Annotated in this window: 12 protein-coding genes and 1 pseudogene; 12 read left to right on the forward strand and 1 reads right to left on the reverse strand. The window is 50.4% G+C overall.

Annotation, left to right across the window (positions count from 1 at the left end; all coding sequences use genetic code 11):
• Positions 1-134: 134 nt before the first annotated feature.
• The 7 genes and pseudogenes from thrS (at position 135) to NF683_RS16580 (ending at position 7309) form a co-directional block, all read left to right on the forward strand.
• Positions 135-2057, forward strand: coding sequence for a threonine--tRNA ligase (thrS, locus tag NF683_RS16550; protein ID WP_089038321.1), 1923 nt, complete (start codon positions 135-137; stop codon positions 2055-2057).
• Between the two features lie 12 nt (positions 2058-2069).
• The gene (gene infC, locus NF683_RS16555; RefSeq protein ID WP_083003855.1) at positions 2070-2609 is read left to right on the forward strand and encodes a translation initiation factor IF-3; all 540 of its coding nucleotides are present in this window, start codon (positions 2070-2072) and stop codon (positions 2607-2609) included.
• Between the two features lie 81 nt (positions 2610-2690).
• Complete coding sequence (gene rpmI / locus NF683_RS16560; protein WP_009724291.1) at positions 2691-2885, forward strand: 50S ribosomal protein L35; 195 nt, start codon at positions 2691-2693, stop codon at positions 2883-2885.
• Between the two features lie 57 nt (positions 2886-2942).
• Positions 2943-3296 (forward strand): 50S ribosomal protein L20, encoded by a 354-nt coding sequence (rplT, locus tag NF683_RS16565; RefSeq protein ID WP_009097607.1) that lies wholly within the window; start codon positions 2943-2945, stop codon positions 3294-3296.
• 157 nt (positions 3297-3453) lie between these two features.
• Positions 3454-4472 (forward strand): annotated as a pseudogene (gene pheS / locus NF683_RS16570) (phenylalanine--tRNA ligase subunit alpha).
• A 26-nt stretch (positions 4473-4498) separates the two neighbouring features.
• On the forward strand, positions 4499-6880 hold the full coding sequence (gene pheT, locus NF683_RS16575) for a phenylalanine--tRNA ligase subunit beta (RefSeq protein WP_253920466.1): 2382 nt from the start codon (positions 4499-4501) through the stop codon (positions 6878-6880).
• A 132-nt stretch (positions 6881-7012) separates the two neighbouring features.
• Positions 7013-7309: an integration host factor subunit alpha gene (locus NF683_RS16580; protein WP_009724294.1), complete on the forward strand. Its 297-nt coding sequence runs from the start codon at positions 7013-7015 to the stop codon at positions 7307-7309.
• Between the two features lie 129 nt (positions 7310-7438).
• On the opposite strand, the gene NF683_RS16585 is transcribed toward NF683_RS16580, so the two are convergent.
• Complete coding sequence (locus NF683_RS16585) at positions 7439-7645, reverse strand: DUF2788 domain-containing protein (protein ID WP_038483925.1); 207 nt, start codon at positions 7643-7645, stop codon at positions 7439-7441.
• Between the two features lie 142 nt (positions 7646-7787).
• On the opposite strand from NF683_RS16585, the gene NF683_RS16590 reads away from it, so the two are divergent.
• The 5 genes from NF683_RS16590 (at position 7788) to clpX (ending at position 12256) form a co-directional block, all read left to right on the forward strand.
• Positions 7788-8249: a flavodoxin domain-containing protein gene (locus NF683_RS16590; protein ID WP_193059784.1), complete on the forward strand. Its 462-nt coding sequence runs from the start codon at positions 7788-7790 to the stop codon at positions 8247-8249.
• Positions 8250-8251: 2 nt separating this feature from the next.
• Complete coding sequence (locus NF683_RS16595) at positions 8252-8620, forward strand: hypothetical protein (protein WP_253920467.1); 369 nt, start codon at positions 8252-8254, stop codon at positions 8618-8620.
• Between the two features lie 248 nt (positions 8621-8868).
• Positions 8869-10221 carry a trigger factor gene (gene tig, locus NF683_RS16600; protein ID WP_089038316.1) on the forward strand — a complete coding sequence of 451 codons (1353 nt, stop codon included), beginning with the start codon at positions 8869-8871 and terminating at the stop codon, positions 10219-10221.
• Positions 10222-10283: 62 nt separating this feature from the next.
• Positions 10284-10901: an ATP-dependent Clp endopeptidase proteolytic subunit ClpP gene (gene clpP / locus NF683_RS16605; RefSeq protein WP_089038315.1), complete on the forward strand. Its 618-nt coding sequence runs from the start codon at positions 10284-10286 to the stop codon at positions 10899-10901.
• Positions 10902-10975: 74 nt separating this feature from the next.
• The gene (gene clpX / locus NF683_RS16610; protein ID WP_038483940.1) at positions 10976-12256 is read left to right on the forward strand and encodes an ATP-dependent Clp protease ATP-binding subunit ClpX; all 1281 of its coding nucleotides are present in this window, start codon (positions 10976-10978) and stop codon (positions 12254-12256) included.
• Positions 12257-12378: the final 122 nt, after the last annotated feature.

The raw sequence follows: 12378 nt of genomic DNA on the forward strand, positions 1-12378 counted from the left end.
CCTCCCGTTTTATTTTACGGCCTGCTAAATTCTGGTAGGCTGGGCAACCCTCAAAAAGCACCTAATACTCTCGATCATTGATAGCGAAATGTGATCCTTGGTATGGATCACCACTGCGCTCAAGGAATATCTTAATGCCCATAGTAACATTGCCGGATGGCAGCCAAAGAACGTTCGAAGCACCACTTTCTATCATGCAGCTCGCAGAATCCATTGGCCCTGGTTTGGCCAAGGCCTGTGTGGCTGGCAAGATTGATGGTGTATTGGTCGATGCTGCTGACTTGATCGAGCAAGATGCTGAAGTGGCGATAATTACCGCCCGTGATCCCGAAGGGCTTGAGATTATCCGCCATTCCTGTGCTCACTTGATTGGACATGCGGTTAAGCAACTGTACCCTGATGCCAAAATGGCCATTGGGCCAGTCATTGACGATGGTTTTTATTACGACATTGATTTCGGCAAGTCGGTCACGCCTGACGACTTGGAAGCCATCGAAAAACGCATGCAATCACTTATTGAGCGTGATTACGACGTGGTGCGTGAGTACGTTGATCGCGACAAGGCGATGAAAACGTTTATTGAGCGTGGCGAAACGTTCAAGCAGGAAATTGTCCGTGATATACCTGAGGGTGCAACAATACGTTTGTATCATCATGAAGAGTACACGGACATGTGTCGCGGGCCGCACGTGCCGAATACGCGCCACCTGAAAGCTTTCAAGCTAACCAAGCTAGCTGGCGCCTATTGGCGTGGAGATGCCTCAAACCCGATGCTGACACGTATTTACGGTACAGCATGGGGCGATAAGAAGCAGCTCAAAGCTTATTTGAAGCGCCTAGAAGAGGCCGAAAAGCGAGATCATCGCAAATTGGCACGCAAGATGGATCTTTTCCATTTGCAAGAAGAAGCGCCAGGCATGGTTTTTTGGCACCCCAATGGCTGGACGATGTACCAGGCGCTAGAAGATTACATGCGCAAAATTCAGCGAGCGCATGGTTATCAAGAGATTAAAACGCCGCAAGTAGTGGATCTTTCGTTGTGGAAGAAATCGGGCCACTGGGGTCACTACAGTGAGCTCATGTTTACCACTGAGTCAGAAAAGCGTGAGTATGCTGTTAAGCCTATGAACTGTCCCTGTCATGTACAGGTATTTAATCAGGGATTGAAAAGCTACCGCGATTTACCGTTACGTCTAGCAGAATTTGGTAGCTGCCACCGGAATGAGCCATCGGGCTCATTGCATGGTCTGATGCGCGTTCGTGGCTTTACTCAAGATGATGCGCATATTTTTTGTACCGAAGGTCAAATTCAGGCAGAAGCAGAAGCATTCATTGCGCTTACCCTGCAAGTTTATAAAACGCTTGGTTTCGAGGATGTTGAACTCAAGCTGTCAACTCGACCTGAGGACTTTCTTGGCGAAGCAGAGATGTGGGATCGGGCAGAGCAGGGGCTTGAAGCTGCACTCAATGCGACGGGGCTTGATTGGGAGCTTCAGCCAGGAGAGGGGGCTTTTTATGGCCCGAAAATTGAATTCGCTCTGCGTGATTGCCTGAATCGTGTTTGGCAATGTGGTACTCTACAGTTAGATTTCAATTTGCCAGGGCGCTTAGGCGCGCAATACGTTGATGAAGATGGGACACGAAAGACCCCAGTGATGCTTCATCGTGCTATCTTAGGTTCTTTTGAACGGTTCTTGGGAATCCTAATCGAGCACTATGCTGGTGCGATGCCGCTATGGTTGGCACCTCAGCAAGCTGTGTTGATGACCATTACTGATGCGCAGCGTGATTATGCGCTTGAGTTGGAGCAACGGCTGCAAAAAAATGGCTTACGAGTTAAAGCGGACTTGAGGAACGAGAAGATCGGCTTTAAAATCCGTGAGCATACGTTACAGAAAGTTCCCTATCTCCTTGTGGTGGGAGATAAGGAAGTCGAAGCTGACTCAGTGGCCGTGCGAACTCGCAGCGGCGAAAACCTCGGCACAATGACAGTCGATGAATTCATCGAACGTTGCAGTGCAGAGCGAGCAGCCCTGGCGACATCGTCAATTGCCTAAGGAGACGGAGCAATCAAGCGAAGCAATCAGCGCGGGCGTCCACAAGACAAGCGCCCACCAATGAACGAGAGAATTACCGAAGAAGAAGTACGTTTGATCGATGCTGAAGGTGAACAGTTGGGTGTTGTGCCCACCACCGAAGCGCTTGAGCGTGCAGAAGCTGCCGGTTTAGACCTCGTGCAAATTTCGAATGCCGATCCAATCGTTTGTAAGATTATGGATTATGGCAAATTTGTTTTTGAGACGAAGAAGCAGAAAGCGGCTCAAAAGAAAAAGCAGAAGCAAATTCAGGTCAAGGAAGTCAAATTCCGTCCTGGCACCGACGAAGGCGATTATCAGGTCAAGCTTAAAAACCTGACGCGCTTTCTTGAAGGTGGTGATAAGGGCAAAGTCACATTGCGCTTCCGTGGTCGTGAAATGGCGCACCAGGACATTGGTCGTAAGCTAATGGAACGGATCGCGGCAGACCTGGAAGAGATCGGAGCGGTAGAGTCTTTCCCGAAAATGGAAGGACGCCAGATGATCATGATTATTGCCCCGAAGAAGAAGTGATCCAACGGCGAAGCTAACGGGTCAGCGTGAAAGCGCTGATCGGCCCTGGGTTTTCTAAAAAATATCGAGCGGAGTTTTCTCATGCCGAAAATCAAAAGCAACAGCGGCGCTGCTAAGCGCTTTAAAAAGACCGCTAATGGCTTCAAGCACAAGCAGTCTTTCCGTAGCCACATCTTGACCAAGAAGTCGACCAAGCGTAAGCGTCAGCTGCGTGGTATGAAGCAGATCCATGCTTCTGACAAAGCGCTGATTCAGCGCATGCTGCCGAATCTGTAAGGTCGAATTTTCTTATCTGAGTGCATTTAGCCTCAGTCATAAAGTCAGGAGTGTGTTATGACTCGTGTTAAGCGTGGCGTAGTTGCCCGTCGTCGCCATAAAAAAGTATTGAAGCAGGCTAAAGGTTACTACGGAGCCCGTTCGCGTGTTTTCCGCGTAGCCAAGCAGGCTGTTATCAAAGCCGGTCAGTATGCTTACCGTGACCGCCGCAACCGCAAGCGTCAATTCCGCGCTTTGTGGATTCAGCGTATTAACGCTGGTGCGCGCATCAATGGCATGTCTTACAGCCGCTTTGTTGGCGGTCTGAAGAAAGCCGGTATTGAAATTGACCGCAAAGTATTGGCCGACCTGGCAGTACACGAGAAAGCTGCATTTGCGGCTATCGTGGAAAAAGCCAAGGCTGCCCAATAAGTCACATTACACTGAGTTAGATCAGTGTGACGTGTCAGAGGTCATTTCAGTGTGACCCATGCAGGGGAAGAGCAGCCGCTCTTCCCCTGTTTTTTTGTCACCTTCAACATGCCAGCCATCTTTAGAGATGGAAATCGCTTAATTCGGAGTGAATCGGATGGACCATCTTCCTACTCTGGTGTCAGAGGCTCGCGATGCTATTCATGCGGCGCAAAGTGTCCCTGCTCTAGATGAGTTGCGCGTACGTTACTTGGGTAAAAAAGGCGAAGTGACGGCCTTGTTGAAAGGCTTAGGAAAGCTATCAGCAGAAGAGCGTCCTGCCGCCGGTGAGCAAATTAATCAGGCGAAACAGACCCTGGCAGCTGAAATTGATACAAAGCGTCAGCAGCTTGAAAGCGAAGCGCTTAATGCTCGCTTGGCAGCTGAAAAAATTGACGTGACACTGCCTGGCCGCGATCAAGAGAATGGCGGCCTGCATCCCGTCACTCGCACGCTTGAGCGTATTGAAGGCTTGTTTACCAGGATTGGCTACGATGTGGCGGTGGGGCCAGAAATTGAAGATGACTACCATAATTTCGAAGCGCTAAATATACCCGCTCATCACCCTGCGCGTGGTATGGCGGATACCTTCTATTTCGATGCTACACGCTTGTTACGTACTCACACATCGCCAGTTCAAGTACGTACCATGAAAAGTAGTGAGCCGCCGATCCGCATTGTTTGCCCTGGTCGTGTCTACCGTAGTGATTCAGATCTCACCCATACCCCAATGTTCCACCAAGTGGAAGGTCTGTTGGTTGACGAAGGTGTGAGCTTTGCAGATCTTAAGGGAACTATTGAAGATTTTCTCCAGGCGTTTTTGAACGCGATGATCTTTCAGTGCGCTTCCGCCCCTCTTACTTTCCATTCACTGAGCCCTCCGCAGAGGTCGATATTCAGTGCGTGATGTGTAGCGGTGATGGTTGTCGTGTCTGCTCGCATAGCGGCTGGTTGGAGGTTATGGGCTGTGGAATGGTGCATCCCGAGGTGTTCAGGCATTCAGGCATTGATACTGAGCGCTACACAGGGTTTGCGTTTGGTATGGGCGCCGAGCGGCTTGCGATGCTGCGCTACGGTGTCAATGATCTACGTTTGTTCTTTGAGAACGATCTGCGTTTTCTTCGCCAATTTACCTAAGACCGCTGCCAACGACGGGAATCAATATGAAATTTTCAGAACAGTGGCTGCGTGACTGGGTGGCTCCGCAGCTTGATACGCAGGCAATTGCTGATCAAATTACCATGGCAGGCCTTGAGGTCGATGCTATCGAGGCCGTTGCGTCCGCGTTTAGTGGCGTAGTGGTTGCAGAGGTGCTGACTAAAGAGAAGCACCCAGATGCTGATAAGCTCAACGTATGTACTGTTAATGATGGTACCGGTGAGCCTGTGCAGGTTGTTTGTGGCGCTGCCAATGTCGATGTTGGTCAAAAAATTCCGTTTGCTCAGGTGGGTGGCATTCTGCCGGGCGACTTTAAGATCAAAAAAGCCAAATTGCGTGGTGTTGAGTCACGCGGAATGATTTGCTCGGCCTCAGAGCTAGGCCTTGAGGAAGAGACGTCTCCTGGGATTTTTGTGCTGCCCGCCTCTGCGCCGGTAGGTCTAAGTTTTCGAGAGTATATGCAGCTCGATGACATGACCATTGAAGTTGATCTCACGCCGAATCGTGGTGACTGCCTAAGTATCAAGGGGCTGGCTCGAGAAGTGGGTGTGCTCAATCGTCTTCCGGTGAGTGGGCCTGAGATTGCGGCCATTGAAGCCAGTATTGACGATACTTTTTCAGCGCGTATTGAAGCGCCGGAGCAGTGCCCACGCTACCTGGGCCGCATTATTAAAGGTGTCGATATTAGCGTCGAAACCCCGCTGTGGATGGTAGAGCGTCTCCGGCGTAGCGGTGTTCGTTCCATTGACCCTGCCGTTGATGTGACTAACTACGTGATGCTGGAGCTAGGCCAGCCGTTGCATGCGTTTGATCGCGACAACCTTCACGGCGGTATTACCGTTCGCTTGGCGCGTAATGAAGAGCGCCTGACCTTATTGGACGGTCAGGAAGTAGCGCTAAGACCTGAAACGCTGGTTATTGCTGATGATGAAGGTCCTCTAGCAATGGCAGGCGTTATGGGGGGCGAGAACTCAGGGGTAAGTGAGAAGACCGATACGATTTTCTTGGAAGCTGCCTATTTTACGCCGCTGGCTATCGCAGGGCAGGCGCGTTCTTACGGTCTCCATACGGATGCATCACATCGATTTGAACGTGGCGTTGATCCGGCGCTTGCCAGTGTGGCGATTGAGCGTGCCACTCAGCTTCTAATGGAGATATGTGGTGGTCAGGCTGGCCCTGTTACTGAGTCGTCCAGTGGCGAACACCTGCCAGTACCCCGTAGCATTGTATTGCGCGAGGCGCGTTTAGAGAGCGCGCTTTCGAAGCGGCTGCCCGTTGAAGATGTAACTGACATTCTGCAGCGTTTAGGGCTTGCAGTTGATAAGCAGGCAGATGGCTGGTCAGTCACAGCGCCAAGCTGGCGTTTTGACGTGTCGATCGAAGAAGATCTCATTGAAGAGATTGCTAGGGTCCATGGTTACAACAACCTGCCTGTTCGGCGCCCTGCGGCGCGTTTGGCACTACGTCCGGCTAACGAGGCGGTGCTAACCCAAGCCCAACTGCGTAACCAAATGGTAGCTCGCGGCTTTCAGGAAGCGATAACTTACAGCTTTGTTGCGCCTGATCTCCAGGCGGTGATGTTGCCGGACGCTATTTCACCAGTGTTGGCGAATCCGATTTCGTCAGATCTGTCGGTGATGCGGGCCAGTCTGTTCCCTGGCTTAGTGCGTGCGCTTGAGCATAACCTGAACCGCCAGCAAACCCGTGTCAGACTGTTTGAAACCGGCTTGGTATTTAATGGCCATTTGGGCAACCTTTCGCAAGTCCCGATGATGGGAGCGCTGGTATGCGGAGGTCGTGAAGCTGAAGGTTGGTGCGGGGCTAAAGCCCAAGTCGATTTTTACGATCTAAAAGGCGATTTAGAAAGCTTACTGGCGCTTGGTGGCGCGCTGGATGCTTGGCGTTTTGAGCCGGGTGAGCATCCTTCGCTACATCCTGGGCAAACTGCAAGGCTGCTGCATAATGGTCAGCCAGCCGGTTGGATTGGTACCTTACATCCTCAGGTGCGAGCCAAGCTAGGGCTGAAAGTTGATGCCGTCATGTTTGAGGTTCGCTTAGATGCGCTGAGCGAAGGTCTCATCCCGGCCTTTGAGCCGCTGTCACGTTATCCGGAAGTTCGCCGTGACTTGGCTTTCACTGTTAAGGCGGAGATACCGGTTCAAGCGCTACTTGATTGTGCAAAAGCACAAGCTGGCGATTACTTAAAAGACATTAAGCTATTTGATGTCTATGCTGGTAAGGGCGTAGCTGATGGTTGTAAGAGTATTGCATTGGGCTTGACGTGGCAGCACGGATCACGCACGCTAAATGACGATGAAATCAACCTGTTGGTAGATTCTATCGTATCGCAAGTGCGAACAGAATTAGATGCTGAGCTACGTGGATAGGATTTGTGGATAGGATTTGTGGATAGGATTTGCGACTAGGTTTGGTGGATAGTTACGTGAATACTTAAATAATGCCATGACACGACGCTTATCACGTTCTTGGCAATGCGTTTGCTACATGGAGGGGGCCTTATGGGTGCGTTGACCAAAGCAGAGCTAGCAGAACATTTACACACTGAGCTCGCGCTGTCGAAGCGAGAAGCAAAAGCCATGGTTGAGGCTTTTTTTGAAGAGATCCGTGCCTGCTTGCGCGAAAACGAGCAGGTTAAGCTATCGGGTTTCGGCAATTTCGATTTGCGTGATAAGCGCGAAAGACCGGGGCGTAACCCCAAGACAGGTGAAGAGATTCCCATTTCTGCACGGCGCGTTGTTACTTTTCGTCCCGGTCAAAAACTAAAGCAGCAGGTAGAGCGTTATACAAGTAGCTAACTTGCGGGTGGCGGAAGTTTAAACGCACTGATCGGTGGCTGAGTGTGTCGAGCAGTTGTGCTGAGCTGATGCCCAGAATGGTAGCAAATGAAAAGGAGTACCTTCGGGTGCTCCTTTTTAATTTTCGGACTAAAGTCCACGTCCTTCAATGAGCCAAGTGATCACTACCTTAATGACATAACCCAGCATGCCAGCACCCAGAACGACAAAAAGCATGATCGTGCCGAACTTCCCTGCGTTGGATTTCTTAGCTAAGTCCCAAATAATAAAGCACATAAACACGATTAAGCCACCGACCATGATCGGTGTTATCCATGCTTCAAAGAGCTGCTGCATAAGATTTCCTACTAAATGATTGATAGTGCCCCATGAGAAGGCGTGTGTCGTTTTTGCGAGTCGTGTTAATATTTGACCAAATTCATCGGGTATTTGTCGACTGAACAAAGCACAGTGCGACACTATTGCAGAGGAGTAGGCCATGCCAACGCTAACGATTCTAGTCGGTACAATGTACGGTGGCGCGCTAGATGTCGCAGAGCAAGTAAAGCCGTTATTTGAGCAGGCTGGCTACAAGGTTGATATTTCTGAGCAGCCGACGATTGACGATTTGACCAATAGCCAAGATCTTACGCTGTTTTGTGTATCAACCACGGGTAGTGGAGATTACCCAGGGAATTTTGTTTCTTTTGTACGCGGGCTGCAGGAAAAAAGTCCCTCGCTTACCTCGTTGCGCTATGGGTTGATTGCGTTGGGCGATAGCTCATACGGAGATACGTTCTGTGGAGCGGGAAGAGCGCTCGATGCGTTATTAGAGGATCATGGTGCGACGCGTTTAGGTGAGCGGCTGGAAGTGGATGCTATGGAAACCTTTATGGCAGATGACGCCGCTATTCCGTGGGTAGAAGAGTGGATTGAGTCTCAGCAACTGAAGGTTGCTTAGCCATGCAGCGAGTCCCTTTTTCTCCAGAGCGTATCAGCGTTGCCCTCGGACTTTGTATTGTGATGTTGGCCGCGATACCTCGTTACATGGTAGAAGGGCATGAAACACGCCAAGCATTGTTACTTATTGCGCTAGCCATTGTGGTGGGTGCTGCCGTTGTTCAGTGGAAAATGCTGTCGGTTGACGCACGAAAAGCGCTGCCGAAATTATGTCAGCGCTTGCTGTTTATGCTGCTAATGGGTGCCCTGGTAATGGGGGCATGGCATGGTCTGTTCACTGACTGGATTAGCTGGCAAGTGTTTATTTCCCACGCAGCAACCTGTGGTTTGCTATTTCATGCTGTTTCTTTGTGGTGGGCAAAACGCGATTAAAGGCCACTACTTTAGCTGTGATCGCCAGGCTACAAGGCTTCATCTAACGTTTAAAAATAATTTTGACTGCATTGTGGTCAAAAAACGACCTAAAATGGTCGTTTTGCTAGTGATTACCCTTGTATTTGCGGGTTATGCCCCCATCTTGCGAGCATGGCGCTTGCCACGATGCGCTAGGGTTCTTAAAATTGCCCCCTTGTACTTATTTTACGCAATCAACATAACGCCCAGCCGCTAGAGGACAATTCATGCAAGTTTCCGTCGAGACGACCTCCCAGATCGAACGCCGTATCACTATTCAGGTGCCGGCCGCCGAAATCGACGAGGCCGTCAGCGCTCGCTTAGTAGACACCGCGAAAAACGTTCGCCTGAATGGTTTTCGCCAAGGCCGAGTGCCGATGGCTGTAGTTCGTCAGCGCTATGGCGACAGCGTGCGCAATGAGGTGGTAGGTGAAGTGATGCGTGAGCGCTATGTGCGTGCCATCACGGAAGAAGGCCTTAATCCTGCTGGTTTTCCCCAGATTGAGCCAAAAGTAAACCAAACTGGCAAAGACCTAGAGTTTGTGGCAGTTATGGAAATCTACCCGCAGGTTGAGCTTGCGTCTATCGAAGGCACTGAAGTTGAGCGTCCGGTAGTGACGGTTAGCGATGCTGATGTCGACGAAATGATCGATACGCTGCGTAAGCAAAATGCTGCGTGGGAAGAAGTAGACGCCGCTGCTGCTGATGGCGATCAAGTTACCATCGACTTCCAGGGCTTCCTGGGTGATGAGCCGTTTGAAGGTGGAAGTGCTGAGGGCCATGCTTTAGTTATTGGCTCTAACAGCTTCATCCCAGGCTTTGAAGAGCAGTTGATCGGCGCGAAGGCGGGTGATGAGAAAACCATCACTGTTACCTTCCCTGAAGATTACCAAGCAGAGCATCTTGCAGGCCAGGAAGCCACCTTTAAAGTCACCGTTCATAAAGTCAGTAGCCAAACGCTGCCGGCCGTAGACGCTGAGTTTATTGCGCGCTTTGGTGTTGACGATGGCGATGAAGAGAAATTCCGCGCTGAAATCAAAAAGAACATGACTCGCGAAGCGGCCCAAGCGGTGGATAACCGTGTTAAGCAGCAGGTGTTGGATGCGCTGAAAAAAGCGAACGATATTCCTGTGCCAAGTGCGCTTGTTCAGCAAGAAACTGATGGCATGAAGCGTCAGGCAGCACAGCAGTTCGGTCTGGGCGAGGACTTTGATGTCAGCCAGCTGCCGAATGAACTCTTCGAAGCGCAAGCGAAAGGCCGCGTCCAGGTAGGATTGCTGCTGGCCGAGGTTATCAAGGCGAATGAGTTAGACGCTGATGATGATGCAATTAAGGCTAAGGTTGAAGAGCTGGCAGAGCAGTATCAGGATCCTTCCGAAGTGGTTGAGTACTACATGGGTAATGAGCAGCTCAAAACCCAAGTGAAGTCTGCCATCCTGGAAGAGAAGGCTGTTGATAAGCTGCTGGAGCAGACGAACGTTAAAGACGTTGAAATGTCTTACCAGCAGGCATTGGCAGCGGCTCAGCAACAGGCCGAGCAAGATGAAGGTGTTGAAGAAAGCGAACAAGCTAGCGCTTAACTTCATCGCGTGGCGCACCCTATGTGGGTGCGCTTTCCCTTACCGGACGCAAGGAATCACGAATGAGTGAGTTTGATATTCAAAACGCCGGCGGTTTAGTGCCCATGGTGGTTGAGCAGAGCGCCAAAGGGGAAAGAGCCTATGACATCTACTCACGCCTGCTAAAAGAGCGTGTTATTTTCCTGGTCGGACCAGTTGAAGATTACATGGCGAACTTAGTGGTGGCGCAGCTGCTGTTTCTTGAGTCAGAGAACCCTGATAAAGATATTCACCTTTACATCAATTCGCCTGGTGGGTCTGTTACGGCAGGTATGTCTATCTACGACACCATGCAGTTTATTAAGCCTGATGTGTCGACCGTATGTATTGGTCAAGCGGCTAGCATGGGTGCACTGTTGCTGACAGCAGGCGCAGCAGGTAAGCGTTATTGTTTGCCTAATTCCCGTGTGATGATTCACCAGCCGCTGGGTGGCTATCAAGGCCAAGCGTCTGATATCGAGATCCACACCCGTGAGATTTTAGGTATTCGTGAAAAACTGAACCAGATTTTAGCCCATCATACTGGTCAAGAACTTGATACTGTTGCTCGGGATACTGACCGTGACAACTTTATGAGCGCCACTAAAGCCCAAGAATATGGCTTGATTGACGCAGTGCTGGATAAGCGGCCTACATCCTGATAGCGTGGTAGGATTCTGCTTTTCTAACGAGCTTTTCCGGCGGCGTAAGCCGCCGCAGTGATAGAGGTACGCGAATGGCCGACGGCAAAGGCAAGGACGAAGGTGGCAAGCTTTTATACTGCTCGTTTTGTGGTAAGAATCAAAACGAAGTACGTAAGCTAATTGCAGGCCCGTCCGTATATATCTGCGATGAGTGTGTCGACTTATGTAATGACATCATTCGCGAAGAAGTTCTCGAAGCCGATGCCGAGAGCGATGAAGAGCGTTTACCTACGCCTCGCGAAATACGTCATACGTTAGACGACTATGTCATCGGACAAGATCGCGCCAAAATGGTGCTATCTGTAGCGGTTTATAACCACTACAAGCGTCTTAAGACGGAAGTGCGCGAAGGCGATGTAGAACTAGGTAAATCAAATATTCTGCTCATTGGTCCTACCGGTAGTGGTAAAACACTGTTGGCGGAAACCATGGCGCGGTTATTGAATGTACCTTTTACCATTGCCGATGCCACTACACTGACAGAAGCGGGTTATGTGGGTGAGGATGTTGAAAACATCATCCAAAAGCTTCTGCAGAAGTGTGATTACGACGTCGAAAAGGCTGAGCGAGGCATTGTTTATATCGATGAAATCGATAAGATTTCGCGCAAGTCTGATAACCCTTCCATCACACGTGATGTGTCGGGCGAGGGTGTCCAGCAGGCACTGCTCAAGTTGATTGAAGGCACAACAGCATCCGTGCCGCCGCAGGGTGGTCGTAAACATCCCCAGCAAGAGTTTGTTCAGGTCAATACGGCCAACATGCTGTTTATTGTGGGTGGCGCTTTTGCGGGTCTTGATAAAGTTATCCGTGACCGTGCTGAGAAAGGCGGCATTGGTTTCAATGCTAGCGTGAAGAGCAAAGAGTCTTCACGTGGTGTAGGTGAGTTACTGGCCGACGTAGAACCAGATGATTTAGTGAAATTTGGTTTAATTCCTGAGTTTGTTGGACGTCTGCCCGTGATTGCGACGCTCACGGAGCTAAACGAAGATGCGTTGGTACAGATCTTAACCGAGCCTAAAAACTCGCTGGTTAAGCAGTACGCCAAGCTCTTTGAAATGGAAGATGTGACGCTCGAGTTTAGAGACGAAGCGCTGCGTGCTGTTGCTACCAAGGCAATGGAGCGTAAGACTGGCGCGCGAGGTTTGAGATCTATCCTTGAGTCTGTGCTGCTAGACACCATGTACGAGATTCCTTCGCTTGAAGGTGTTAGCAAAGTGGTGATTGATAGTTCAGTGATTGCAGGTGAAAGTGAGCCACTACTGATCTATTCGCAGCAAGAAGACGCTCGTGTTGATGGCACCGACGGCTAGTCCCGACGTGCACGCCACGGCCTAGCTTTTACCGCTTGCGCCAAACCAAGGGGTCGCCTAGGCGACCCCTTGTTATTCATAAGTTATTCATGAAATGTTTGCCTAGCTGCTCAGCGCCCTAG

Origin of the sequence: Halomonas sp. MS1 (assembly GCF_024182575.1) — a bacterium.
Lineage (GTDB): Bacteria > Pseudomonadota > Gammaproteobacteria > Pseudomonadales > Halomonadaceae > Vreelandella.

Excerpts from the sequence above, each read along its gene's own strand:
- thrS (WP_089038321.1), top strand. The coding sequence starts at position 135 with ATGCCCATAGTAACATTGCCGGATGGCAGCCAAAGAACGTTCGAAGCA.
- rpmI (WP_009724291.1), top strand. The coding sequence starts at position 2,691 with ATGCCGAAAATCAAAAGCAACAGCGGCGCTGCTAAGCGCTTTAAAAAG.
- rplT (WP_009097607.1), top strand. The coding sequence starts at position 2,943 with ATGACTCGTGTTAAGCGTGGCGTAGTTGCCCGTCGTCGCCATAAAAAA.
- pheT (WP_253920466.1), top strand. The coding sequence starts at position 4,499 with ATGAAATTTTCAGAACAGTGGCTGCGTGACTGGGTGGCTCCGCAGCTT.
- NF683_RS16580 (WP_009724294.1), top strand. The coding sequence starts at position 7,013 with ATGGGTGCGTTGACCAAAGCAGAGCTAGCAGAACATTTACACACTGAG.
- NF683_RS16585 (WP_038483925.1), bottom strand. The coding sequence starts at position 7,645 with ATGCAGCAGCTCTTTGAAGCATGGATAACACCGATCATGGTCGGTGGC.
- NF683_RS16590 (WP_193059784.1), top strand. The coding sequence starts at position 7,788 with ATGCCAACGCTAACGATTCTAGTCGGTACAATGTACGGTGGCGCGCTA.
- NF683_RS16595 (WP_253920467.1), top strand. The coding sequence starts at position 8,252 with ATGCAGCGAGTCCCTTTTTCTCCAGAGCGTATCAGCGTTGCCCTCGGA.
- tig (WP_089038316.1), top strand. The coding sequence starts at position 8,869 with ATGCAAGTTTCCGTCGAGACGACCTCCCAGATCGAACGCCGTATCACT.
- clpP (WP_089038315.1), top strand. The coding sequence starts at position 10,284 with ATGAGTGAGTTTGATATTCAAAACGCCGGCGGTTTAGTGCCCATGGTG.
- clpX (WP_038483940.1), top strand. The coding sequence starts at position 10,976 with ATGGCCGACGGCAAAGGCAAGGACGAAGGTGGCAAGCTTTTATACTGC.